Here is a 26,201-nt window from a genome sequence, read left to right on the forward strand (position 1 = left end):
TACGCCGCCGCGGTCACGTTCGCGGAAGCGGCCAGATCAGCCGGGGGAGCGAACCGCCGCTCCTCCTTCAGCAGATTAGCCAGGCTCTCATTGCTCATGGCGGTCCTTCGCGATCGGTGGTGGGCGTACGACTGACGACGGTACGACTCAGCGGGCCAGCGGCCACGTCGGCAGCGCCTCACGCTTCCACGTGGCGTTGGTGACTCCGGCGAAGGAGCCGTACCAGGCGAGGACCGCGGTGAGCAGTCCGACCCAGCCGCCCACGTGGGTGATGGAGTCCTCGCGGGCCAGCGCACCGGCGCACAGCAGCCCGAAGGTCGCGGTCAGGGCCACGAAGACGGACAGCACCACGGCGTTTATCCGGGTGGCGGCCACCGTCATGTAGGCGGTGAAGATGCCCCAGGCCAGCAGGAAGAGGCCGGTCGCCTTGTAGGCGTGCTCCGGGGGGAGCTTCGGCGCGATGAAGTGGACGTAGGCGGCGAAGGACAGCCAGAAGGAGCCGAACGAGCTGAAGGCGAGGGCGCCGAAGGTGTTGCCCTTGCGGAACTCCCACATGCCCGCGAGGAACTGGGCCGTGCCGCCGTACCAGAGCGCCAGCGGGAGGACGACCGCCTCCAGGGACTTGTCCGCGATCAGGTTGGCGTTGAAGACCGACAGGACGAAGGTGGTGAGGGCGAAGGCGCCGAGGCCGAGCGGGCCGGGGTCGGCGATCTGCGGCTCGGTGGGGGCGGGTGCCTGGGCGTTGGACATGAGGGAGTGTCCCTTCCTCGGACGCGGCGCGCGAGCGGTGACGGGTACGGCGACCCGTATCTCTTTGGCCCGTTATGGTGGCGGCCGCCGCCGCCCGTACGGCAGTTGTCGTGCGGGACCAGTCGTTCAGCGGTGCCTGTCGTGCGACGGACGGCTGTTGTCCTGCGGTGAACGGTCGTATCCGGTCGATGAACGGCCCGGTACGTCGTCGGCGAGGGTCTCCGGGATGTGCAGCCGGGCCAGCATCAGCGCTGCCCGCGGGGGCACTTGGGACCGGGTCGCGAGCGAGACGGTGACCATGACGAGGAAGGCGGCCGGCACGCTCCAGGCGGCGGGTTCGGCCAGGAGTGTCGCCCCCCAGCCGGAGCGGGGGACGCGCAGGAGGGTCAGGGTCAGGGCGGTCACCGCGAGGCCGCCGCCGACCAGCATCCCGGCGGCGGCGCCCGCCGCGGTGAGCCGCCGCCACCAGATGCCGAGCACCAGCAGGGGGCAGAAGGTGGAGGCCGCCACCGAGAAGGTCAGGCCGACCTCCTGCGCCACCGCGAGCCGGGTGCCGGACAGCAGCAGCGCCACGCCGCAGGGCACGACGACCGCGACGGCGGCGGCGATCCTGAACCCCCTTACGTGGCCGCCGAACACGTCCTGCGACAGCACCGATGTCACCGAGAGGGTCAGTCCGGAGCAGGTCGACAGGAAGGCGGCGAAGGCCCCGGCGACCAGGAGGGCGGTGAGCAACTGCCCCACGGGGCCGGGGACAAGGCGCCCGGGAAGCAGCAGGACGACGGTGTCCGCGCGGCCCGCGGGCACCAGGTCGGCGGCGTAGTGGCGGCCGAGACCGCCGTACACCTCGGGCAGCAGGTAGAAGACGCCGAGGAGGGAGAGGACGCCGACGGTGGCGCGGCGGGCGCTCCTGCCGTCGGGGTTGGTGTAGAAGCGGGCGATGACGTGGGGCAGGCCCATCGCGCCGAGGAAGGTGGCGACCATCAGGGAGTAGAGGCCGTAGAGCTGGTGGCCGCCGTACTGCACGGGGCCGGGGCCCTGGGCGGGGGCGGTGTGCGGGGGCGCAGGGGTGGCCGAGGGGTGCCAGGCGCCGCGCCAGACGAGGACCAGCACCACGGCCGGGACGGCGAGCGCGGCCAGCTTCATCCAGAACTGGAACGCCTGGACCAGGGTCACGCTGCGCATGCCGCCGGCCACCACGTTCACCAGGACGACGGTGGTGACCAGGAGGTCGCTCACCCAGGGCGGCGCGCCCAGCGCGGTGTGCAACGCCAGCCCCGCGCCCTGGAGTTGGGGCACCTGGTAGAGCCAGCCAATGAGCACCACGAAGACCGTCGCCACCAACCGCACGCCCGGTGTGCCCAGTCGGGCCTCCGCGAAGTCGGAGACGGTGTACGCGCCCGAGCGGCGCAGCGGGGCGGCGACCAGCGCGAGCAGCACCAGGTAGCCCGCGGTGTAGCCGATGCCGTACCAGAGCATGGTGACGCCGTAGGTGAGCACCAGGCCCGCGATGCCCAGGTACGACGCCGCCGACAGGTACTCGCCGCTGACCGCGGCGGCGTTGCGCAGCGGTGAGACGCTGCGGGAGGCCACGAAGAAGTCGGAGGTCGAGCGGAAGCCGAGCCCGTAGGCGCCGACGCCCACGGTGACGACGGTGACCAGCAGGACCGCGGCCAGGTTCTGTGCCGTGTTCATACGCCCGCCCGGGCGCCGCGGGGGTCGTCCGTCATGACCGCCGTACGTGTTCGGCGAACTCGCGTTCGTTGCGCTCCGCCCGGCGTACGTACAGCACTCCGGCGGTCACCAGCAGCGCGTAGACCGGCGGCCCCAGCACCAGCCACGGCACGCCGACGCCCCACACCCGGACGCGGTGCAGGCCGGGGGCGAGGGCGAAGAGCAGCGGCAGACTGCCCAGCACCAGGCAGACCGCGCCGCACACCAGCAGCCCGAGCCGGAGCTGCGCGCGCATCAGCGAGCGGACGTACACCTCGCCCAGCGCGGTCTGCTCGTGCACGTCCCGCACCACCGGGTGGTGCCGGGGGCGCGGCCGGGCGGCCCGGGTGCGCGGGTGGGTGACGACGACGCGCTGCGGGGTGTCGCTCATCGGCGCTGCCCTCCGGCGACCGGGCGCGCCCTGCTCATCAGCAGTTCGCGCAGCCGCCCGGTGTTGCGGCGGCTGACCGGCAGCAGGGTGCCGCCGACGCGGATGAGCATGTGCCCCGACTCGAACAGCACTTCCTCCACGTGCTCGGTGGCCACCAGATGCCGCCGGTGCACACGGACGAACCCGGCGTCCTGCCACTGGCGTTCCAGCGTGGCCAGTGGCACCCGCAGCAGATGGCTGCTCGACGCCAGGTGCAGCCGCACGTAGTCGCCGTACGCCTCCACGTGTGTCACGTCGGAGCGGTGGACGAAGCGCGTCACCCCGGACAGCTCGACGGCGATCACCTGGTCGTCGTCCGCGGCCTTGCGGGGCGGTTCGGCGGCGGGCGGCCGCGGGGGCGCGGGAGCGGGGCGGCCCGCCTCCCGCAGTTCGGCGATCCGCCGCACCGCCTCGGTCAGCCGCTCGGGGCGTACGGGTTTGAGTACGTAGTCGGCGGCCTGCAGCTCGAACGCCCTTACGGCGAAGTCGTCGTGGGCGCTGACGAACACCACCGGCGGCGGCTCCGCGAACCGGGACAGCACCCGGGCCACGTCGAGACCGTCGAGCCCCGGCATCCGGATGTCCAGGAAGAGCGCGTCCACCGGCCGGTCGTGCGCCAGCGCCTGGTCCAGCGCCCGCAGCGCGGCGCCGCCGTCACCGGCCGACTCGACCTCGCCGACCCGGGGGTCCTGCCCGAGCAGATAGACGAGTTCCTCCAGGGCCGGAGGTTCGTCGTCGACCGCCAGGATGCGCAGCATGGTCGAGTGTCGGCACTCCCCGCGCGGCGGGTCAATCACCGGGACAGTGTCGGTTTGGTGACCGCGGGCCGGGTGTCGGAGGCCGCGGTCACTCCGGCGTGGTACTTCGGCACCCGGACCCGTACCTTCGTGCCCGCGCCCGGCGCGGTCTCGAAGACCAGCCCGTACGCGTCCCCGTAGACCTGGCGCAGCCGCGCGTCGACGTTCCCCACGCCCATGCCGCCGTCGGTGCCGGTGCCGGTGGTGCCGTCGGTTGCGTTGCCGGTGCCGGTTCCGGTGAGGACCCGGCGCAGGTGGTCGGGGTCCATGCCGACCCCGTCGTCCTCGACGGTGATGTGCACCTCGGCCGCCGCGTCCTGGGCGACCACCGTGATGTGGCCGGGCCCCGGCCTGCCCTCGAAACCGTGCCGTACGGCGTTCTCCACCAGCGGCTGCACGCACAGGAACGGCACCGCCACCGGCAGCACTTCGGGGGCGACCTGCACGCTGACCCGCAACCGGTCGCCGAACCTGGCCTGTTCGAGCAGCAGGTACTGGCCGATCGAGCGGAGTTCCTCGGAGAGCGTCGTGAACTCGCCGTGCCTGCGGAAGGAGTAGCGCGTGAAGTCCGCGAACTCCAGCAGCAGACCGCGGGCCCGCTCCGGGTCGGTGCGGACGAAGGAGGCAATGGCGGTGAGCGCGTTGCAGGAGAAGTGCGGGCTGATCTGGGCGCGCAGCGCCCGCAGTTCGGCCTCGACCAGGCGGGTGCGGGAGTGCTGGAGTTCGGCCAGCTCCAACTGCCCCGACATCCAGCGGGCGACCTCGCCCGCGGCCCGTACCAGCCCCGCCGACAGGTCCGGCGCGTAGACGACCAGCGCGCCGCTGATCCTGTCCTCGACGACGAGCGGGACCAGCACCGCCTGCCGGATCTCGCACCTGCCGTCGCCGCACCACACCTGGTCGGCCTTGACCACAGTGGTCCTGCGGCCCGCCAGCACCTCGGCGGCCAGCGCGAGGGTGTGCTCGGCGTGGTGCGCTCCGGCCCCGTCCCAGGCCAGCAGCCGCTCGGTGTCGGTGACGGCCAGCGCGGGCACGCTCAGCAGTTCGCGCAGATGCCGGGCCGCCGCGGTCGCCGACGTCTCGGTCAGCCCGCCGCGCAGTGCGGGCGCCGCCAGCGACGTCAGATGCAGCGCCTCGAACGCCGCCTGCCCCGCCCGCCCGTCGAACCCCGCCCCCTGCCCCGCCCCCCGCCGCCGCCACAACCCCAGCGAGCGCCCCGCCCCGAGCAGCGCACCAAGCAAGGTCCCGGTCATCCGCCAAAGGTAGCCCTGCGGGCGGCCGTTGTGACCAGGGTTGCGACGGCGCTTCGGGGGTGGGGGGTGGGGCGCGAGCGGGGCGCGGACCGCACGGGGAGGACTGCGGGGCGCCCGCATGGCGCTGCGGACAGGATGGCGCAGGGCCCGCAGCGCGGCGCCGGGCTGCGCTGGGGCGCCTGGGGTTTCTGGGTGGCTAGAGCGCGGCGACCGTTTCGCGGGCCAGGGACTCGACGCGGGTCCAGTCGCGGGCGCGCAGGGCGTCCTGGGGGAGCATCCATGTGCCGCCCACGCAGGCGACGTTGGGCAGCGCCAGGTACTCGGGGGCGCGGTGGGCGTCGATGCCGCCGGTGGGGCAGAAGCGGGCCTGGGGGAGGGGCGAGGCCAAGGACCGGAGGTACGCGGTGCCGCCGGCCGCCTCCGCGGGGAAGAACTTCATCTCGGTCACGCCGCGTTCGAGCAGCCCGAGCGCCTCGGTGGCCGTGGAGACGCCGGGCAGGAACGGCAGCCCGGAGTCCCGTAGCGCCGTGAGCAGCCGGTCGGTCCAGCCGGGGCTGACCAGGAAGCGCGCCCCCGCGTCCGCCGCCGCCCGCGCCTGCTCGGGAGAGAGGACGGTGCCCGCGCCGACGACCGCGCCGGGCACACCGTCCGCGACGGCCCGTATCGCGTCGAGCGCGGCGGGCGTGCGCAGCGTGATCTCGATGGCGGGCAGCCCGCCCGCCACCAGCGCCCGCGCGAGCGGCACCGCGTCGGCCGCGTCCTCCAGGACGACCACGGGGATGACGGGCGCCAGGCCCAGCACGGAAGTCATGCCGGTCATCCTCGCGGCGGCCCGCAGCCCGCGCAACGAGCGTTGCATCCTCTGCAACGCCCCCGGGAGCTGCGGGGCTCCTGAAACCGCGGCGTCAGTGGATCTCGCGCACCAGCACGTCAAGACGCCCGACGCCGGGCTGCTCCTCCACCGTGAACCCGAGCCTGCGCAGCGTCCGCGCCAGCCCCGCCGGATCCTTCGGCCGGGCGGTCGACTGCAGCAGCGCCCGTACCAGCCGCCCCTTGGTGGCCTTGTTGAAGTGGCTCACCACGGTCCGCTTCTCGACGCCGTCGACCTCCGTCACCTGGAGCACCCGTACCGTCGCCGTACGCCGGGCCAGCTCGCCCGCGGGCTTCCAGGCGCCCGCGTACGACGACGACCGCAGGTCGAGCACCAGCCCGTCGCCCGCGATCTCGGGTAGCACCGCGTCCATGTGCCGCCGCCAGTATGCGGCCAGACCGCCCGCCCCCGGCAGCCGTACGCCCATCGAGCAGCGGTACGACGGGATGCGGTCGTCCAGCCGCACCGCGCCCCACAGCCCGGAGAACACCAGCAGCGACTCCTCCGCCCGCCGCCGGGCGGCCCGGCCGAGCGTCGCCAGCCCCAGGGCGTCGTACAGCACCCCCGTGTACAGCTCCGCCGCGGGCATCGCGGGCGCGGTCCGCAGCCCGGCGTTCTTCGCGACCTCCCCGCGCAGCCCCGGGCTCAGCCCCAGCACCTCCGCGGCCTTCTCCTCGTCCCCGGCGCACAGCTCGACCAGCTCGTCGAGCACCGCCGCCCGCGCCCCGGTCAGCCCCGGCAGCGACAGCGACTCCAACGCCACCGCACCCCCCGTCCCTCCGACAGCCTTCCCCTCGGACGGCGGCAACAGGACGAGCACGGCATCTCCCTCATTCAGCCCAGCACCCACACAATGAACCGCCCCAGCGTACGGGCCCCTCGCCGGGTCGGCGCCCGCCCTGGTGCCGCCGGGCCGAGGTTCGCGCGATCGTACGGCGCGGGCGCTCCGGGGCCGTACGATCCGCCCGCGGGGAGCAGGCCCCGGCGGCGCACCGTCGTACGACGCCGCCAGGCGCGGCGCCCAGCCGTACACACCGTCGTACGGCCGTGCCGGCCCCGGCGGCGAGCCGTACGCTCGCGGTATGCCACGCCGTCTACTGCATGTCTCGGCCGCCGACGGAACCGCGCTGCGGGTCGCGCTCGGGGAGTTGCGGGCGGAGCTGGAGGTGCCGGAGGGGTTCCCGCCGGAGGTGCTGGCGGAGGCGCGGGAGGCGGCGGGGGCGCCGCGGATGCCCGCGTACGACGGCACCGCGGTCGAACTGTTCACCCTCGACCCGCCTGGCTCGGTCGACCTCGACCAGGCGATGCACCTGGCCCGCCGCGAGGGCGGCGGCTTCCGGGTGCACTACGCCATCGCGGACGTGGCCGCCTTCGTGACGCCGGGCGGCGCGCTGGACGCCGAGGCCCACCGCCGCGTCAGCACGCTCTACTTCCCGGACAAGCGCGTCCCGCTGCACCCGCCCGAGCTGAGCGAGGGCGCCGCCAGCCTCCTCCCCGGCCAGGAACGCCCCGCGCTGCTGTGGCGCTTCGACCTGGACGCGGACGGCGCGGTCACCGCCACCGACGTCCGCAGGGCCAAGGTCCGCAGCCGCGCCCGGCTGGACTACGCGACCGTCCAGCACGCCATCGACACCGGTACCGCCGACGAGCCCGTCGCGCTGCTCAGGGAGATCGGCACCCTGCGCGAGGCGCTCGAAGTGGCCCGCGGCGGCATCTCCCTCAACGTCCCCGAACAGGAGATCGCCGAACGCGGCGGCGACTACGTACTGGAGTACCGCGCCCCGCGCCCCGCCGACGGCTGGAACGCCCAGATCTCCCTGCTCACCGGCATGGCCGCCGCCGACCGCATGATCCGCTCGGGCACCGGCATCCTGCGTACCCTGCCCAGCGCTCCCGATGGCTCGGTGGCCCGGCTGCGGCGCGTCGCCCACGCCCTGGACGTCGACTGGCCGGAGGGCACCTCGTACTCCGCCGTCATCCGCTCCCTCGACCCGCGGCGCGAGACGCACGCCGCGTTCCTCCAGGAGTGCACGGCACTGCTGCGCGGGGCCGGGTACACCGTCTTCCGCTCGGGCGAGACCCCCGAGCACACCACTCACGCGGCCGTCGCCGCCCCGTACACCCACTGCACCGCGCCGCTGCGCCGCCTCGCCGACCGGTACGCGGGCGAGATCTGCCTGGCCGCGGTCGCCGGCACCGAACCGCCCGGCTGGGTGCTCGACGGGCTCGCCGCGCTGCCCCGGCAGATGAGCGAGGGCGCCCAGCGCGCGCACCACGTGGAGCGCGAGTGCGTCGACCTCATCGAGGCCGCGCTGCTCAGGGACCGCGTCGGCGAGGTCTTCGACGCCTACGTCATCGACGTCCGCGACGGCGACCCCCGCGCGGGCACCGTCCACCTCGACGCCCCGGCCGTCGTCGGCCGCGTCCAGGCCCCGCCCGGCGCCCCGCCCCTCCCGCTCGGCCACCGCCTCCGCGTCCGCCTCACCGCGGCCGCCCCCGGCCGGGCCAAGGTGATGTTCGCCCCGGCGTAGCGACTACGATGGTGCGCACGGCAGACGAGCCGGGCGGACGGCCGCGTGAAGTCCTTCGGGGCTTCCCGAGGAACGTCCGGGCTCCACAGGGCAGGGTGATGGCTAACGGCCACCCGGGGTGACCCGCGGGACAGTGCCACAGAAAACAGACCGCCCGGCGCTTCGGCACCGGGTAAGGGTGAAACGGTGGTGTAAGAGACCACCAGTGCCCAGGGCGACCTGGGCAGCTAGGTAAACCCCACCCGGAGCAAGGTCAAGAGGGGCCGTAGCGATACGACCCCGCGCGGACGTCCGAGGGCTGCCCGCCCGAGTCCGCGGGTAGACCGCACGAGGCTGTCGGCAACGGCAGCCCTAGATGGATGGCCGTCTCCCCGGCCGCCGCGAGGCGCCCGGGCGACAGAACCCGGCGTACAGCCCGACTCGTCTGCCGCCACCGCTCCGACCCTGGTCAGAGCGGTGATCCACTCCGGCCCGCACCAGCGGGGTCGAATCGGGGTCGAATCGAGCAGGTGGACCGTTCCACGAGTCGTCCCTGCTCTCGCGCCGCGATGGGGAAAGCCTCAATTCGCCAGTGAGTCTGGCACACAGGGGGCGTTCGGGGTCAAGTTCCCCGAGCGCTACGGATCAGCCGGCTTCGCGTTCCTCGCCGTCGCCGAGGCCGTCCTCGGGCTCGTCGTCCGGGAGATCGTCGGCGGTGTCGTCCGCGGCGAACAGGGCGCCGAAAACCTTCACCGTGACGCCCGGCACCACCTCCGGCGGGTGGGCGTAGGTGTCCATCGTCTCCGTGAACTCGGCATGCCTGCTCAGAGCCTGCGTCGTCTTCGGATCGACCCCGGCAGCCAGGAGACGGGTGGTGTAGAAGTGCTTGAGGTCGTGGAATCGAGTGCCCTCAGGCATCCCGGCGAGCTTCACAGAGGCACGCCACTTGTCGTTGAAGTGACTGCGGGTGAGCGCCCGACCTGCTCGCGTCGTGACGATGAGCCCCTCGTCCGGAGGAGGCACGTAACCACGCTGCCGCCGCTTCTGCTCCGCCCCCTCCGAGACAGGTTCCGGACCGCGGAAACGCGACAGGTGTTCCGCCAGCCGCTCGATGAGGAAGCGGTCAACCGCCAGCGTCGCATAGCTCGCCTTGGTCTTGAGCTTCACTGCCCGGCCCCGCTGCCGCTGCTCCTTCACGTGGATCTGGTGCTTCAGCCACACCACCGAAGACTCCTTGAGGCCGAAGGCTTCGCCCTGGCGGAGCCCCGCACACGCCGCGAGCCATACCAGGACCTCGTAGCGGGGCTCCACCTCCCGCATGGCAGCGGCAAGGCGAGCCACCTCCTCAGGACTGAAGGCAGTCTGAACGCGGTCCTCGATCTCCGGCAGATCAATACGAGAGCAGATATTCGCCGGCAGAGGGACATCCTCGTCAACCATGTAGTTCACCAGGACCCGCCAGGTCTTGAAAATCTGGATGACGTAGAAGGTGGAACCGATCCCCGGCTTGTCGATCAGGTGGTCCACCAGATTCATCGTGTCGCGCCGCTTCAGAGCCTTGGCCTGTCTGTGTCCCAGGAAGGGGACTATGTGGACGCGGAGGTGGGTTTCGTAGGTGGCGGTGGTGTTGTCGTTCTTGTTGCGCTTCTTCTTCCGGTCGATGAACTCCTTTGCGTAGAGCCACACTTTCTCGTCGCCCAGGTCCGGGTCCACCCACGAATGTGTGCGCATGGCAACGCGTACTTCTTCCAAGTGGTTGCGCGCGTCCTCCCAAACGTCGAAGGCGGCACGCCGCGGCTTGCCGTTCGGATCGGTGTAGCGCGCCTGCCAGCGCTGACCACGCCCATGATCGGCGGACGGATACAGCGGGTTCCTCCTCGTTCCGCAACGACAGGGTGCATCCCCATTCTTCGGGTAGCTCTTGTGCCATCGATCGAACGGCACATCGGATTCCGCCATACTGCCCTTCCTTCCTGCGAGTCCGTGTTCACTACGTCTGCCGCGGGTTCACTCTTCCTGCGGCTTCGGTGCACGTGCGAGATCTCCGTTCCTGATGCTCTCCGCCAAATCCCTGACTTCCTCCTCCAGGTATCGCACTCGGCTTCCATTCCGATTGCCTTCCTGGCCGGTGCTGCGGCCGGGGCGGTAGAACGGGCCGATGGGGTACGCGCGAAGTAGGCCGCGATTTGTCCAACGTCGCCGAGTTGCAGGCGAGATGGCCAAAATTTTTTCTACTTCTGCAGGCACTATATAGTGCGATCCTCTCTCTATCGAAGTCGGTCCCTGGACGTGACTTGCCTTGATCATCGAAGTCCTCCGCAGGGAATTTGAGGGAGCGTCAAAGATTCGTGGAGACGTTGCTGCGAGTGCATCAGTTGGCTCCTGGCGGGGCGGCGGGCTCGTTACTATCCGCATGCGTCATTAGGGCGGCAAGGGGCTATAGCTCTCCGGATCCGCTGGGCGAGACGATCTCCATCAGGACTTCGATAGGCGGGAGCCTGAGTGGCTCGGCGTCCCGCCCCACGAACCGAGGAATCGTTGCCGGTCGTCGTGGTGGCGCGGCTCAAGCTCACCAGACGGTTTCGGTGTCATCCCAGACCCTGGGTCTGATCCTGCTCCGCGTGGTCCTGTGGCATGTGGCGGCCCAGCGGAACCTGTGCTTCCCACCGAACTGCTGGAGGATTCAAGGCGGTCGGCTTCACGCCTTTCGCTGGCGGTGCCACCAGGCATCACCATAGGACCATCTCGAAATCGTCTTCTGCCTGGCCGAGTTCGCCCCGCCCACCTCCAGCCCCACCCCGGGTAGCAGTGGGCCGAGCGAGGCGGACGGCACAAGGACCCCAACCGGGAGCCGGTCACCCAGGCTGGCGAGCCACCCCACCCGCACGGGGGTCAGGCACCTCGTCGCCGCTACGAGTTTGCCCGGGACAAGTCCTACGGCCACATCAAGCCGAAGACCAACCAGCCCCCACTGGCATGTCCTCCCGGCCTGGTTCCCACACGACACAATTGCGTGGACGCTATGTGGTTCTTCATAGCAACCGCAAACAACCGTGCGCTCTGATCCACTACTGTCAACCCACATCGTCGGCCCCGTGATTCAGGGACTCGTGTACGGGTTCCTATGGCCTGAAGTCCAAGAATCTTGGAATCCGCGCGCCTTAAACTGCGGCCAGGTGTTGGGGGGCAAGCCTCAGGCCACTGGATCAAGGGGGATCCATGCGCATCGTTGCAGTGATGCAGTACTACTTCGACGCCCAACTCCCGCGCGATCCCAGCTGGACGTCGTGGGCAGGGCTCACCCTGCAAGCTCCTGCGTTCAGCGCGGAGGTGAGCCCATGGGAACCGTCTACGCAGCCGCTCTTCCCCCACGAGATCGACAGCTCACTCGCCGGCACGTCGCTTTCCATCGTCCCACTCGGGAGTCGCGGTGGCGCGATCACCAGGACCATCGCTGACACAGTGGTTGACCGCGTTCAGGTGGTCCTGCGATGGGAACAGGACTTCGCTCCCGGCGAGCCACCGCACATCGATATCGACCTGGCCCAAGACCGAGGCGTTGGCGCAGCCAACGTCCTGGTCGAACATCTGCGCAGTGCTGGGCGGGCCGCCTGGATGCCCCGGCTGAGAAGGGCCTGGCGACCCGAGGACGGTCGTTTCTACCTGTTGTCGCCGTGGACTGCGACCGTCTTCGATGCCGATACGGGAACCGCGCTACTGGTCTTCGACGGGACCAACGCCCTTCTGTCGTCCGGGGCCGTACGCAGCCCGTTCACCGGGGCGATTCCGGTCAGCGGGCTGGATGCCTCCCTTCAGAGCGGGTTCGAGCCCCCGCTTCATGATGTTTTGCTCATCGATGCTGAGACCGCTGTCCAGTCTCTTGCTCTGCGCGAAGCGATCCTCGCCATGGCTTCCGCATGCGAGACTGCGGCGCATACCTACATCGCCATCCAGGTCGGGGACAGAGCTAAGAGCTATGAGAGGAGCTTGGCGTCGGCTGGGGGAAGCTTTGCCGCGAAGTACTACGAGCGCTCGCCGAGCGATCTGTCGTCGCGGTCGCTGAGCAGAGAGGATCCGTCTGCGTTCTCGATGATCGAGGAGATGTACCGGGAGCGAAATGCACTTATGCATAGCGGCCGGACGACCGCTCGTCTGGCGGATCTGGACTCCCGTGAGCGTCAACGGACGGTCTACGCGTTTCTTGGCGCCGCCGGTCGCGCGGTCGACTGGATCACGGCGCTGTGACACGGCTGGGCACCACCGATGAGCACAACGAACTGGACCAGGGGACCGAAGACCACCAAAAGTTCCACGAGGCGGCCGCTGATCACTCGCCGTGCGATGTCGTCCGACAGTTGGCCATTTCTGCTCTTGGACGAGCTTGTCAGTGCTGGCACCTACATTGATGGGACTGTGCGAAAGGGGTGCCGATGGGTGCCGATGGCGGGCGGATCGCGGCGCGGGGTTTTCAGTACCAGTACCTGCGGACGTTGGAGGCACTGCTCGCCTCCTCGTACGAGGGGTCGGTGGTGGCCTGCCGGATCGAGGGCCCGGTGCAGGCGGCCACGGCGCTGGACAGTGTCGACGCGGTCGACTTCGACTTGATTGACGCCGAAGGTGTCTCGGTGGTGGCGGTTCAGGTCAAGAGTGCGGCTGCGGGCCGGGAGATGCGCGCTCCCCGAGCGCTGGAGGTCCTGCTGGATCTGGTCTCCAGATTCTCGTCGCAGCGCTATGAGTTGGTGACCAACGCCATCCCGGACGTGCGGTGCGAGCGCTTGGCGGCTCGCTTGTCCGAGTTGCGTGGGCAACCGCAGGCTCTGCGAGGCGAGCTGGAGGAGCTGTTCGTCAAGGCACCGGCGATGCTTGCCAGGATCAGGGCTCTGTCCTCGGATCAATGGGTGAGGCTGGCCCAGACGCGGATCGACTTCGACGGTCGCGATGACGCCCAACTGCGCGAGGAGCTGAACCTCCGGTTGCGCTTTCTGCGGGAGCGAAGCGGCCGTGGGCTGTCCCGGCGCTCGGGCGGTTTGGTCCTCGGGTTTCTGGTGGCCGAGGTACTTCGCCGAGCTGCTGATCCGGGCGCCGCGTCCTGGTCGCTGGCGGACTTCAATCAGTGCTTTCAGGTCGATGACGACGTGTTGTGTACGGCGCTGGGCCGTCAGGACTTCGGCGTTGTCGTGGGGCCCTTTCCCCCCGTGCCCGAGATCGAGCGGCCAGAGCTGGTCGAGCAGGTGGTGGCGGCCTTTCGCGGGACGGCACCCGCAGTGCCAGTGTGCTTGGTCAGTGGCCTATCGGGTATCGGCAAGTCCAGCCTGGCTGCGTCGTACGTCGCTCAGCACGCCTACCGCTACGACCTGGTCTTCTGGTTGGACGCGTCCACACCTGAGTCCTTGGCGGGCTCGTTCCAGCGGCTGCTGGCGCACCTCGGCGGCGGTGAGGATGTGCCGACAGACCCGACTCTCGTACGTGAGCGCGTTCACGCCCAGCTTCAGGGATTGCCGGGGCCGTGGTTGCTGGTGTTCGACGATGCGAGTCCGGCACAGGCGGATGCATGGCTTCCCCGGCAGGGGCGTGGTCATGTGCTGGTGACCTCGCTGGCCCGGTCGTGGCGCAGGGTCCAGGGGCGGGTTGAGGTGGAACCGCTGCCGCGGGAGCGGGCGCTGGAACTTCTGACGTTACGCTTGGAGCTTGAAGAGCTGTCAGTACAGACGCATCTGGAAGCTTTGAACGACCTGGCGGACGCGCTCGGGCGCTGGCCCCTTGCGATCGAACTGGCGGCCGGCTATCTGCTGACATGCGGTATCGACCCAGCTCACCTGGATGCCTACCGCTCCCGACTGCTGTCGGCTGCACTGGATGACGACCGATCGCTGCCGCCCGGGTACCCCCAGACGTTGGTGGCTGCGGTCCGGCTGAGCCTGGATCGGCTGTACACCCGCGCGGAAGGCCACCCTGAGGTGGCGGGGGGCGCTCTGGCCCTGCTGCGAGTCCTGTGCTATTTCGCGCCCCAGCGCATCCCCCTTCACCTTTCCGCCGCCAGCGTCTTCATCCCCGTCGAACACATCCCGCCGACTGGGCACGTCGTGGCTCTCGATGAGACTTCGAGCCCGATGCGGGAGATGCTGCGCGAACTGTTTGACATCTCGTTCGTTCGGCCGGACGCCCCACTACCGCTGCCTTCCGATATTGCGCTGGCACGGATCCCCGGGATCAAGGACAGCCTGTCCATCAACACGGTTCTGCAGCTGATTCTGCGCCGTATGTTCGCCCAGCGATCAGCCCCGGACCAGGCACTCCTTTGCGCCAGCGCTCACACCAACAGTTGGCTGCTCCACGCACTGGACCACGGCCTGAGCGAATGGGCCTGGGAGCTGTCCCAGCACGCTTCTGCCTTGGCAGAACAAGTTCAGGAACTGGAACTCGTCAGTACCGCTACCGCCACGCTGCTGGGCAACCTCGCTGGCTTCCACGGCCGGCACGGCCGGCACGGAATAGCTCGTGAGCTATTGGAACAGGAATTGCGCTGGCAGATCGGTTCCCCGTCCGCCAACCCATTGATCACGGCCCAGTGCAGGATTCAACTCGCCTCCCTGATCAATGCCATGGCTCCAGCGGAAGTATGCGACCACATCGTTCGGCACCTGACCCCGGTCTTGCCCTACCTGGCGGGCTACGCAGTTGAGGATCCAGTGGGCGCGGCGCGACACGGCACCGACAGTGTGCTGATCCTCCAGGTCCGTTCCAGCCGCTCCCCCGGGCATGGGGAAGTCGACAACCTGCTGGACCAGTTCCGGGCTCTGGCGGACCGTCTGCCGCTCAGCCCATATCTGCGCACGCTCTACCAGACCCATGAAGCCGGTGAACTGCTCGCGGAGGGTCAGGCTTCCGACGCTGAGCAGGTCGCCGCCGATACACTCACTCACCTGGAAGGTCAACTATGGTCCGATACGGCGGCCGACGCACGGCGCTTGCTCATCGAGGCACTGGCCGTCCAGGACAAGTGGGCTGAGGCCAACTCACAGTACACCTTGTTCCGGAACTACTTGGGGCCGCAGAGCCTTTACCGATTCTCGGTCAACCATCTGGTGCACAACGTCGGACTCGCCTGTGCCACGCAATGGGTGCTGTTTGATAACGCGGAGGCAGTCGAACTGCTGCACCGCATGATCGACGACGTTGGCCCGTATCTGGACCACCTCGCCGATGACGAGTTCGAGAGGACTAGATTCACCCTGTTGCGCGCTGTCCACGGCGCCGCACGCGCTGTCGAAAGCGATTCCCCTGCTGCAGAGGGAGTTGAAGATTTCCTGCACTCGATGGAGAAGCTGGAGGGCCAGGGGTTCTCGGCCAACCCTGAGCAGGCGTCCGCGTGGGATGCCATCCTTCTCGGTCTCCCCGTACGTATCGGTGCCCATCTCACTCAGAAGGCGCATGAAGCGAGCCAGGCACGCGGCCAAGCGGCGATCGACGCGCTGCCTGCCACCATGACAATCGAGCTGGAGGAGGCAGTTCGCGATGACCGGGCGCTGGCCCATCTCGCGCTATCCACCGACCCCGCATTTGCCGGAAGCACGACCAGCAATCTCGACTTCCTCGCCCATAAAAACGCTGCCCTTGCAGGGCCGCGGGCGATCATGGTCCTCGAACCACAGACTATGCTTCTCGTCAGCACTCTCCAGGACGAGACGATTGAGGCGCACCTCCACAGTGTGTGCGGTCGCGGATTCCGTCTCCTGCAGGGACCGAACTCTGTGGTTCCCGTTGCAGCGGAGCTGAGCCTGCGCCCCGACGGGTCCACCGTGGTCCTCGAAGACAGTGAGGGAGGTGTGCTGGCTCGAGCCAGCACACTGCTGAGTCGCGCGTGGCGCGATGCCGCTCGGGGCCGAGGCACAGTGTGGGTAATATACGGATTCGCGTTCGATCTAGCCGATGTGCCCAGCAGCCAGAAGCTACTAGCCGTGCCTCATGCCGCTGGGGCAGCGTTCCGAATGGGCTGCGCCCAGGGCCTGATCGCGGCGGCCATCGTTCCCTGGACGGAATACGTGCCTTCCGCCCACCCAGGGCCTCGCCCTCCTCGTCGGCAGAACAGTCGCAAGAAGGCACGACGCAAGAAATGACCTTCGGCCGTCCCTCGGAGCGTTAGGTGGGCGCTAGTTCATCATGTCGGGTGCTGGGACGCGACGACGCCTCCCCGTGGCATTGGCTCAGAAATCGACGAAGTAAAGAACCCCTCGTGGCTCGGCTGCGGGCGATGCACACCCCTGGGAATTCCTGTTGGTGAGCGACCGGCATGCCACAGCCCGAGTGGCTGCGAAGCTGTTGATACTAGTGACCGTATGCGCACCTTTCGCTACCTGTTGCCGGAAGAGTGCCTCATCGTTCATTGCGAGCGCGCCAGCGCAAGGGGGAGTCCCGCATTGAGTGGCTTTCTACCGGGAGTATTGCAGACTGGGATGTCGTCTCCGGCAGCCCTCCGAGGTCCGCAGGGCTAGCTCGGTGACGCCAGTCCCGCACTGGGCCTTCGCCGTAAGCGCAGCCCGATGCGCTGCGAGGTCAAAGGTCGCCAAGCCCCGTCCGGGCGAACGAGCGATCGCCCGAGAAGACGGACGGGGCTTTCTCGGCGGCGGTCGATGCTGAGCAAGCCTGTGGAACTCAAATCCGTGAAAGCGCGTCAGTTGGAGCTTTCTTCGTCATCGCACTCAGTCTCGCGCCCGCGCCATGCATGCGCGGCGCGCTGCCAGGACTTGAGTAAGTCAGGAAGCTGATCGAGGGTGCCTTTGATGACGAAAATTACGACAGAGAACACAGTTGATATCGTCAGAACTGTCAGGGCGAGCGAGTCTCCCAAAGGTCCAAGCCTCTCTAGCGAGCGGTCGAACCTCCCTCGCGGGAGCAGTTCGACCATTTGTGAACATGGTCGAACTGGCTTCCCGCCGGCACAGAAACTCAGTTCGGGGACTGAAGTCCCCCGTACGAGTGGTGCAATGGCAAAGCGTCAAGCAGGGGTGGCCGAAGCCAACAGCTTCCCGCGGACTGTGGTACCGGCCACTCGTCCGCAAGTCACTGTTCTTCCTGGCACCCCAACGTTTCTGTCGGGCCGCCCAGGGAGCGGACAGGCCAGTCATCACCTGACCTGAGATTGCCTCCAGCGTAGACGCAAGCGAGCGTCACTGCGTACGATCCATAGAAATTGCCATCGATCAGACATCTTTATGGGATCCTAGTCGGTTGCAGATCGGCCATCCGCAAAGGCGTCCGCCACTCGTTCTTCGGACGTACACCGCTGGGTTGTGAGTGCTCCACGCGGACAAGCCGCACTCCACCCGCTCCGGGGTGGGCGAGACGCTGGCCCCGTGCCGTGATCTGGGCCTGTGACTTCTTTCCGTCAACCTGTGGCATGGTGTGATCAAGATGCGCCTGAGCGCTATCAGAGGGCGGGTGGGCAGGGCCAGGTCGACGTTGTCGGAGTGACTGGCTGCGGAGAGGCGGACGGAGCCGGGACAGGCATCGTCCAACATCGTTTGCGCAGGTACGACCGCCTGATCACGTGGTCGTTTGCGCGTCTGGCTACGAGGCGGACGACGGGTTCGTCGAAGTCCCTTCGAGCTGCTCAAGAGCTGCCCGCAGGGTCTGGTCGGAGATGGCTACCCCGCTCACCTCTTGTTCGAAGACGCTGCCGTCGGGAAGGGTTCGCCGGAGGCGGATCGAGCGCCGGCGGTCGCGTTGCAACCACAGGCGGAAAACTCTGACGACGGCCCCCATGGCGACCGAAGATCCGCCGAGCTCCACCAAGATGCCGGGCAGCATCCCTTTCGACCCGCTCAGGGTGGGGGGAGACGATCCCGTGACGATGTCCAGCTCATCACGAAGCATTGACGTGAGCTCACCGACCGCCCCCTGCACGGCGGGGTGATCGTCGGTCAGCGACGTAAGACGGGGAACTACTTCGAACTTCGATGGCTCCACGTACGGCCCCCTCCGGTAGGACTGGCCTTATACACTAGGGCGCCGCCGAGTGATCATCGAGTGCTTCGGGGTTGTCGTACGACGGGGGAGCTGCTGTGTATCGGGCACTCATAGTCTGCAACGCTGGCTACGCGGGTGACCCGGATCTTCTTCCGCCGCTCATAGGTCCGCGCACTGATCACCGGCTGATCGCGGAGGCGCTCGCGCACGCCCAGTTCGGTATGTTCGCCGATGTGGACATGACGGTTCTTCTTGACGTCACAGCAGGAGAACTGCAGCGACGTACTCATGTTTTCTTCGCCAGCGCCGAACCTGACGACGTGCTCCTGTTCTACTTCAGTGGTCACGGGGCGACGAAGAATCAGAAGTTCTACTTGTGCGGGATCGATACCGAGTTCCTCCTGCTGGCGGGCACTGCGGTACCCGACACTTTACTCAACGAGATCATGTCGGATTCCTCGGCGCGAGCCAAGATCGTCGTTCTCGATTGCTGCCACAGCGGGGCGTTCAAGGGTTCCGAGACTCCCGGGCTCCTCGGCGGGAGGGGACGGTTCGTCCTGACCGCGACAGCTCCGGCTCAACTCGCGGACGACGCCGACGAGGACGGCAAGGCAAGTCCTTTCACCCGTGCACTCGCCGAGGGCATCACCCACGGAGCGCTCGACGAGGACGACGACGGCTTCGTATCCCTGGAGGACCTCTACAAGTACGTCGATTCCCTCAACTTCCGCGGGCCGAAGCCCAGCCGCCTTTTTGACGGATACGGTCGGCTCCCCATAGCGAGGCGCCCGAAAGTCGAGCCGGAAGTCCCGGACTCCGTCAGGGACTTGGATACCCCGCAGGCATCCGAGTCGGCCTCGCACGCGGCGTCGGATGCTGCTGACGACGGGCCTGGCTTTCTCGACCACCCGACAGGCCGGACGCCGGTGAATGCCGATCGAGTGAACCGATTTCGCGGAGATCTGCGGAAAGACATAGCTCGGGACCTGCCTGGGCAGCTTTCATCGACCGAATTCCTGCAACGGGCAAGCCTCATGCGTGACGGCCGGCTCACCATCGCCGGGGCATTGTTGTTCGGTGAGGAGCCCACTGCAGTGGTCGCCACCGCGATCGTCCAGTGTGCACGTGTCTACGGCACGTCCATCGACGACCCCAAGGACAAGACGGATCTTCGAGGGACCGTTCCCGAGCAGATCGAGCGGGCCAGGGAATTCATCGCCGCACACACCCGGACCGGCGAGGCGCCATCCGAGCACGCGGCCATCACCCAGCCGCGTTACGAATACCCCATGATCGCGGTGAGGGAGCTCATCGCCAACGCGCTGGTGCACCGCAGCTATGCGCACGAGCACGCATGTGTGCACGTCAAGCTCTTCGAAGACCGCCTCGAGATCACCAACCCCGGATCATGGTTCGGTGATGGCTTGGCCGAGAACGACCCAACCCCCATCAGCAGGGTCCGATCTGAGTCGCAGCGGCGGAATTTCCGTCTGGCCAGTGTGTTGACGTGGGCGCGCTTGGTCGAGGGTGAGGGCTCAGGAATCCCGGCCACCATCGCCGACTGCCGGAACACCGGCTCCCCCGAACCGGCGGTGGTCCAGCGGAATGGGTTGGTGACCGTGACCCTGTACCCGAGACAGAACACTGTCCGTGTCAACGGCGGTGTCGCCGCGACCAACATCAGTACCATCCACTACTACCAGCGCCGTCCTGCGGCGCTCACGTTCCCAGCACAGATCGGTGTTGTCCCACCGCAGGCGGAGTCGTTCCAGCCACGCCGCAGCGACGCTGCCCTTACCGCGCTGGTGGAAGCTGACCGCACGGATACCGCCCGACCCTCGGCCGTCGTGCTCAGCGGGATCGGCGGCGTGGGCAAGACACAGGCGGCGGCCCAGTTCGCGCGCCGCCGGTGGTCGCACGGAGGCGCCGACCTGGTGGTCTGGGCGGACGCCAGAACCCGCTCGGCAATCATCACGACCTATGCCAGGGCCGCAGTGGAGTTGGCCCTCGCTGACGCTACCCAGCCCGAGGAAGCCGGCCAACAATTTTTGGCGTGGCTTGAGACCACCGACAGACGCTGGCTGATCATCCTGGATGACGTGGCCAATCCGGGTGATCTGCGGGGCCTTTGGCCGCCGTCAACGTCTTCCGGACGCACTGTCGTCACCACCCGGCGCCGTGACGCGGCCTTCAACGGCGTTGGCCGTCATCTAGTGAGCATGGATGTGTTCGCCGAATCCGAATCTGTGCAGTACCTGGCCGCCAAACTTGCCAACCACGGTCTGAGCGATTCACCCACCGAACTGGCCGGCTTGGCGGCCGATCTCGGCCACCTGCCGCTTGCGCTGTCACAGGCAGTCGCTTTCATGATCGACCGGAGCATGGGATGCGTTGCGTACCGTCGTCTGGTGGCGGACAGACATCGCTCACTGGCGGAACTGGCCCCCGACCCGGTGTCACTGCCAGACGATCAAAGTGTCATATTTGGTGCGGCCTGGTCGTTGAGCGTTGAGCATGCGGATGACCTTCAACCCGTCGGTCTGGCCCGGCCGATGCTGGAGTTGGTGAGCCAACTGGATCCGGCGGGAATACCGATCGAAGTGCTGACGACCGACTCTGCTCTTGAATACCTCACCCTGTATCGTTCCGCCGTCACGAAAGTCGGAAGCCCCAGCACTTCTGGTGCGCCCGGCAGCGTACAGGTGCCGGTCTCCGAAGGCGACGCGTTGGCTGCCCTGCGCTGTCTCGCACGGCTCAGCCTGGTGACCGTCGACAGACACAGCAGCCCATACGAAACAGTGACGGCCCATCGCCTGGTGCAACGTGCGACTCGCGACGCTGCCGCTGCCGGGCGCACCGACCGTGCAGCCGAGGCTGTGGCCAGGGCGCTGCTTGCGGCGTGGCCGAACGACGAAAGCGACACGTTGCTTGCCCATGCCCTGCGGGTCAACACGGAGCATCTCCAAACGGTGAGCGGAGAAGCCCTATGGGCCTCGGGATCGTATGCCTTGCTCATCAGGGCCGCCACCAGCTTCGGCCAGGCCGGGCAGACTGTCGCCGCCGCCTCGTTCTTCGAGTCCATCGCCGACGCGGCAATCTCCCACTTGGGACCGGCTCATCCGGACACCTTGCCCATCAGGGCCAACCGCGCCGTTTGGCAAGCCGAAGCAGGAGACGCCGCAGGCGCCAGCCGCGAACTCGAGCGGCTGGTGGACGATTGCGCCCGAGTGTTGGGACGGGAGCACCCGGACACTCTGGCGGTCCGGCTGAACCTCGCGAGGTTCAAAGGCCCTGAACACGACACGGGCTCGGGCTCGTTCGAGTCGTTGGTGAACGACTTCGACAGGCTGCTCGGGCCCGACCATCCCGATACCCTGACCGCGCGCGCCAATCTCGCCAGTTGGCGCGGCATCCAAGGGGACCCCTCCGGCGCAGCAGCCGAATTCCAGCGCCTGTTCTCGGATCGGGTCCGGCTACTAGGCCCCGACCACCCGGACACCCTCGCCACCCGAAGCAGTCTCGCGTCATGGCAGGGAGCGGCGGGGGACCCCGCGGGGGCTGCGAGTGAAACCGCGGGGCTGCTGCATGACTACGTCAGAATTCTCGGCCCCGATCACCGCGATACGCTCAACTCCAGGGGGAATCTCGCGTCATGGCAGGGGGCGGCGGGGGACCCTGCGGGGGCAGCGGCCCAATTCGAAGAACTTTTGGGCGATTACCTCAGGGTCCTCGGCCCGGCACATCCGGACACCCTCGTACTCCGGGGCAATCTGGCGTTCTGGCGGGGAGAGGCTGGCGACCCCGTCACGGCGACGGCTGCTCTCGAAACGCTACTCGAAGATCGCAGTAGACTCTTGGGCCCGGACCATCCGGACACCCTGGCCACCCGGAACAACCTGGCGAAGTACCGCGGGCTTTCAGGGGACATTGCCGGTGCGGTCACCGCCCTTGAGTATTTGCTGGCGGATCGTATCCGCGTTCTGGGCCCCGAGCACCCGCTGATCGGGGCCACCCGCGAACACCTGACCCACTGGCAGGCCCGGTCCTCCGCCCGATAGAGGCGGTGGCCTCGCCAGTCACCGCTCTCCCCCGAGAACATGTCCCGTGATGAAGGCGGAGTTGTCCCCGGTGGCGATGATCCCGGTGTTGTTCCCCCCGATCGCCACCGACCGCTCCCCCGCGGCTGTGACGTGAACCGATGGGGCGGGCAGCAGGGCGGCGACTTTCGCGAGTGCTTCGCTGTCGCCCGACAGCGCTTTACGCAGTCCGTGCCGCAGCACCGCACGGGCATCCTCATCCGCGGGCTCGGCCGCGACCTCCACAACAGCTTCACGCAGCACTTCTGGCAAGTCGCTGCGTTCATGAAGTACCCGCAGAACGCGTCGCCCGAGTTCGGCCGCCGGACCGCCCCGCGACGAACCCGACGCTCGATCGGCGAAGACGCCGAGCCCGTCGACGCCGATGGCTGTGGCAACTGGCGAAAGTATCTGGCTGAGCACGACCTCGACCTCTTCCCGCACCGTTCACCTCCCGCTGCCGCTGGACGCAGCCAATCGTCCCGAAGCCTTCAGGAATGCTCCGTAACAGCTTAGGTCAGCGTTCCCGAAGTCCGAGTGCCGGCGACGGGTGAAAAATGGACCAGTGGCGACGCTTGGGTTCTAACCTCCCCGTTTCAGTTGGCTGGTTGGTTGGCTGGCTGAGCTGGTCTGGTCTGGTCTGGTCGTTGTGGGTTGTGGTTGTCGGCGGGTGGTCATGGCGGGGGCCCGGCGCTCGGTCGGGTGCTCCAGGGTCCTTGGGGTCGTGGGTGGGCAGGGCTCGTCTTCGGTCAGGTGCTGGGCCTGGGTAGGGCCGCGAGGCGGTCGAAGGCGTTCGCCAGTTCTTGGCGCCAGGGCCAGGTGCGGCGATCCGCAGGTGGAGGCGGCGGCCACCGCGGGTGATGCGGGCGGCTGCGTGCAGCAGGCGGTAGCGGAGCTTCTTCGGCTCTGCGGTGGCCAACTCGCCTTCCAGCAGGAGGGTCTGGGTCCAGGCGAGTAGGTCGGCAGCGATCAGGGACAGCTCCAGCCAGGCGGTGTTGATGGCGAAGTGGCGGGAGGGGAAGCGGCCGAAGCCGGTGGTCTTGCCGGTGCGGATGCCGTCCTCAACGCTGGCGTGAGCATGGTGACGCACTTCCAGGTGCTGCAGAGAGCCTTGACTGTCGGGGGTGTCGGTGAGGAGGACCTGGTGGCGAATGCCTTCGTCGAGGTCGAAGAGCGAAAGTTTGGGCGCCGGGGTGCGGGCGCTCGCGACGGACGATCACGCGGGTGCCCTCGGGATGTCCGGTCAGGTCGATCGTGCCGGTCAGTTCTGCCACGTCAGCCCCGGTCCGCAATGTCCCGTCCTGCCAGACGTGGTCGGGCAGTGCTCGGATTGCTCGGCGGACCGGTTCAATGACGGCGTATCCGACGGAGAAGGATGTGTGGATGACCCGATTTCGCAGAGCTCGTATGTGGGCGAGGAACGCTTTCGCGCCTCCGGCGCTGTCAGTGCGGATGAGGATGTCGGTGCCGTGAGGGTGGGCGTCGGGGATCTGTGCCAGAGCCTGGTCGAGGACGGTGAGGTGATCGGCTGCGCTGTTGGCGCCAGCGTTGCCCGGCCGCAGCAGTCCGGCCAGTGCTTCGCCGGTGTTGTCCAGAAAGCACAGCATGGGGTGGTAGCCGAACCCGCGTCTGTGGGTGGGTGCTGCCTGCTCCTTCTCCGAGCGGCAGGTCACGAGTGTGGCGTCGATGTCCAGGACCAGGCCCTGCCGCACGCGCCCGCCAGCGCGGGCCGCGGGTACGCGCCTTGGGTTTCGACGGCCTGCAGCCAGGCCACCTCCCGGGCGGAGGCTCTGGCCGAGCGCAACCCTGCGAGTGCCGCCGGGTCGATGCCCGCCAACATGCGCCAGGCGGTCGGGGTGGAGGCGACCGGGCCGAACACCTCCGCCTGGGCGCGCCATCTGCGGGCTGCCCCTCGTATGTGGCCGTCGAGTTGCCTCGCCAGCACCTACCCCTAGCTCGGCTGAGTCGCCGCTGGGCCGCCTCCGCCAGATCTACATGGGTGTGGATCTGTTGCAAGCGGAGGCCCGGCTACGAATCCGCTCGCCGGACGACTGCCGCGACGGCAGGATCGCCCGCCTCGCAAGACTGACGACTTTCGGCCGTTTCTCCTTCACAGGACCTCTATGTCGGACTCGTTTCTTTTGCCATGTGGCGCAATGGTTGCCGCCTCGGCACTATCGACACTTCCGCCGGGATTGGCGGAGTGAGCACCCGGGGGGTGCCTCTATGTCTTTCGTCAAGTCCGAGGTGGTCATGCGGTGGCTGCCTCGGGCAGGTGTGAGTCGTAGAAGGTGCCGTCGCGGAGCATGGCGAACAGGACGCTGATGCGGTGGCGGGCGAGGCGGAGGAGGGCCTGGGTGTGGGTTTTGCCGCGGGCTCTGCATTTGTCGTAGTAGGTGCGGGAGGCGGGGTCGTGCAGGGCGGCGAACGCGGACAGGAACATCGCGCGTTTGAGCTGCCGGTTGCCGCTTCTGGGTGCGTGCTCGCCGTGGATGGAGGTCCCCGACGACTTGGTCGCCGGCGCGAGGCCGGCGTAGGAGGCCAGGTGAGCGGCGCTGGGGAACGATCTGCCGTCGCCGACGGTGACCAGGAGGACTGCGGCGGTCCTGACGCCGACACCGGGCAGCGACGTCAGGACCTGGGAAAGAGGGTGAGCCTCCAGCAACTGGTTGATCTGGGCTTCCAGGGCCCGGCGTTGTTCGTGAACGGCGGCGAGCGAGCGGGCCAGCGACGGGATGACGATGTCGAGGGTGCCGGTGCCCGGAACGACGACGCTCTGTTCGTCGAGCGCGTCGAAGACCTCGTCGATGAGCCGGGCGGCCATGCGCGGGGCCTTGGGGCGGATCAGTTCGACGAGTCTGCGGCGGCCGGCTTTGCGCAGGGCGGCCGGGGATCCGTGGCGTTCCAGCAGCCAGGTGACGGCCTGGTGGTCCAGACGGGGCCCCAGGACGCGCTCCAGGCTGGGGTGGAACTGGGTGAGCAGGCCGCGTATCCGGTTGGAGGTGCGAGTGGACTCGGCCGCGAGGTCCTGGTCGAAGCCGACCAGAACGGTGAGCTCGGCGGTGATGGCGTCGGTCAACTCCAGCGAGCGCAGGGTGTGTGGCATCGTCCGTGCGGCGTCCGCGATCACCGCGGCGTCCTTCGCGTCGGTCTTGGCCTCGCCCGGGTAGAGGTCGGCGATCCGCCGCATGGCAAGGCCCGGCAGGTAGGCGACCCGGCATCCCGCGTCGCGGGCCACGGCCAGCGGCAGAGCTCCGATGGACGCGGGCTGGTCCACGACCACCAGGACCGTGCCGAACTTCGCGGCCAGTTTCTCGAAGACGACCCGCAGCTTGGGCTCGCTGTTCGGCAGGGGCTTGTCGAAGACCTTCTTGCCAGCCGGGGTCAGCCCGTGCCCGTAGTGCGTGCTCTTGCCGACATCCAGCCCGAGGAAGACGCCCACGCCGTCAGTGTCGATCACCGTGCCCCCACTCGCTCGATCAGTGCTGGCCTGGCGTCGGGGCCGTTCTCGCGCATCCACGTTATGCAGACCTGCCGCCCGCAGATGGCCGGGCATTGCGCCCGGCCGGGCAGCGGCCGGACCTCTCATCAGCGTCTCCGACGGCACCCCTCGGGCCCGGCGACACCACCCCCCAGGTCATCCCATCGACAGGGGGCAAAAGTCATACCGGGCCCGGAGGCCAGCGGCCCTCTTGCAGGACCACGAAAAACATAACGGGGTGGCCGCGCTGTCCGAGACTGACAACGCTTCGATCTTCTCAGTGCCCGCCGTGCCTGTCGGCCCGAAGATCGAGGGGCAGCCCGACGAGTACACCGGGCGCATCGCCAGACAACT

At 68.3% G+C, this 26,201-nt stretch carries 15 protein-coding genes, 1 other RNA gene and 1 pseudogene; 5 read left to right on the forward strand and 12 right to left on the reverse strand.

Annotation, left to right across the window (positions count from 1 at the left end):
• Window positions 1–147 precede the first annotated feature (147 nt).
• The 7 genes from AB0M29_RS41975 to yaaA form a co-directional block, all read right to left on the reverse strand.
• A complete protein-coding gene (locus AB0M29_RS41975; RefSeq protein ID WP_365392320.1) occupies window positions 148–750 on the reverse strand; it encodes an acetate uptake transporter in 603 nt (200 codons plus the stop codon).
• A gap of 126 nt (window positions 751–876) precedes the next feature.
• Window positions 877–2,445 (reverse strand): cation acetate symporter, encoded by a 1,569-nt coding sequence (locus AB0M29_RS41980; RefSeq protein ID WP_365392322.1) that lies wholly within the window; start codon window positions 2,443–2,445, stop codon window positions 877–879.
• Window positions 2,446–2,476: 31 nt separating this feature from the next.
• Complete coding sequence (locus AB0M29_RS41985; protein WP_365392324.1) at window positions 2,477–2,854, reverse strand: hypothetical protein; 378 nt, start codon at window positions 2,852–2,854, stop codon at window positions 2,477–2,479.
• Window positions 2,851–3,651, reverse strand: coding sequence for a response regulator transcription factor (locus AB0M29_RS41990; protein ID WP_365392326.1), 801 nt, complete (start codon window positions 3,649–3,651; stop codon window positions 2,851–2,853). Before AB0M29_RS41990 ends, AB0M29_RS41985 begins: the two co-directional genes overlap by 4 nt.
• A 35-nt stretch (window positions 3,652–3,686) precedes the next feature.
• Window positions 3,687–4,943, reverse strand: a complete 1,257-nt coding sequence (locus AB0M29_RS41995; protein ID WP_365392328.1) for a histidine kinase — start codon at window positions 4,941–4,943, stop codon at window positions 3,687–3,689.
• Window positions 4,944–5,139: 196 nt separating this feature from the next.
• Entirely contained in the window at window positions 5,140–5,754 is a 615-nt protein-coding gene (gene eda / locus AB0M29_RS42000; protein ID WP_365392330.1) for a bifunctional 4-hydroxy-2-oxoglutarate aldolase/2-dehydro-3-deoxy-phosphogluconate aldolase, read from the reverse strand.
• Window positions 5,755–5,848: 94 nt separating this feature from the next.
• Window positions 5,849–6,634 (reverse strand): peroxide stress protein YaaA, encoded by a 786-nt coding sequence (gene yaaA / locus AB0M29_RS42005; RefSeq protein WP_365392332.1) that lies wholly within the window; start codon window positions 6,632–6,634, stop codon window positions 5,849–5,851.
• Window positions 6,635–6,896: 262 nt separating this feature from the next.
• On the opposite strand from yaaA, the gene AB0M29_RS42010 reads away from it, so the two are divergent.
• The gene (locus AB0M29_RS42010; RefSeq protein ID WP_365392334.1) at window positions 6,897–8,345 is read left to right on the forward strand and encodes an RNB domain-containing ribonuclease; all 1,449 of its coding nucleotides are present in this window, start codon (window positions 6,897–6,899) and stop codon (window positions 8,343–8,345) included.
• A 25-nt stretch (window positions 8,346–8,370) separates the two neighbouring features.
• Window positions 8,371–8,772, forward strand: an RNA gene (rnpB, locus tag AB0M29_RS42015) — RNase P RNA component class A.
• Between the two features lie 197 nt (window positions 8,773–8,969).
• Here rnpB and AB0M29_RS42020 read toward each other — a convergent pair.
• Window positions 8,970–10,283, reverse strand: a complete 1,314-nt coding sequence (locus tag AB0M29_RS42020) for a tyrosine-type recombinase/integrase (protein ID WP_365392336.1) — start codon at window positions 10,281–10,283, stop codon at window positions 8,970–8,972.
• Between the two features lie 1,260 nt (window positions 10,284–11,543).
• On the opposite strand from AB0M29_RS42020, the gene AB0M29_RS42025 reads away from it, so the two are divergent.
• Window positions 11,544–12,569: a hypothetical protein gene (locus AB0M29_RS42025; RefSeq protein ID WP_365392338.1), complete on the forward strand. Its 1,026-nt coding sequence runs from the start codon at window positions 11,544–11,546 to the stop codon at window positions 12,567–12,569.
• Window positions 12,570–12,754: 185 nt separating this feature from the next.
• Window positions 12,755–16,441, forward strand: a complete 3,687-nt coding sequence (locus AB0M29_RS42030; RefSeq protein ID WP_365392340.1) for an ATP-binding protein — start codon at window positions 12,755–12,757, stop codon at window positions 16,439–16,441.
• Between the two features lie 1,450 nt (window positions 16,442–17,891).
• Here the strand turns inward: AB0M29_RS42030 and AB0M29_RS42035 are convergent.
• On the reverse strand, window positions 17,892–18,290 hold the full coding sequence (locus tag AB0M29_RS42035) for a hypothetical protein (RefSeq protein ID WP_365392342.1): 399 nt from the start codon (window positions 18,288–18,290) through the stop codon (window positions 17,892–17,894).
• A gap of 95 nt (window positions 18,291–18,385) precedes the next feature.
• Between AB0M29_RS42035 and AB0M29_RS42040 the strand changes: the two genes are divergently transcribed.
• Window positions 18,386–22,348, forward strand: coding sequence for a tetratricopeptide repeat protein (locus tag AB0M29_RS42040; RefSeq protein WP_365392344.1), 3,963 nt, complete (start codon window positions 18,386–18,388; stop codon window positions 22,346–22,348).
• Window positions 22,349–22,366: 18 nt separating this feature from the next.
• On the opposite strand, the gene AB0M29_RS42045 is transcribed toward AB0M29_RS42040, so the two are convergent.
• From AB0M29_RS42045 to AB0M29_RS42055, 3 genes and pseudogenes are all read right to left on the reverse strand, one after another.
• The gene (locus AB0M29_RS42045; protein ID WP_365392346.1) at window positions 22,367–22,810 is read right to left on the reverse strand and encodes a hypothetical protein; all 444 of its coding nucleotides are present in this window, start codon (window positions 22,808–22,810) and stop codon (window positions 22,367–22,369) included.
• A 305-nt stretch (window positions 22,811–23,115) separates the two neighbouring features.
• Window positions 23,116–24,260: pseudogene (locus AB0M29_RS42050) on the reverse strand (IS1380 family transposase); the annotation flags it as partial.
• A gap of 357 nt (window positions 24,261–24,617) precedes the next feature.
• Window positions 24,618–25,826 carry an IS110 family transposase gene (locus AB0M29_RS42055; protein WP_365392348.1) on the reverse strand — a complete coding sequence of 403 codons (1,209 nt, stop codon included), beginning with the start codon at window positions 25,824–25,826 and terminating at the stop codon, window positions 24,618–24,620.
• Window positions 25,827–26,201 lie beyond the last annotated feature (375 nt).

The organism is Streptomyces sp. NPDC051976, from assembly GCF_040680795.1.
GTDB lineage: Bacteria > Actinomycetota > Actinomycetes > Streptomycetales > Streptomycetaceae > Actinacidiphila.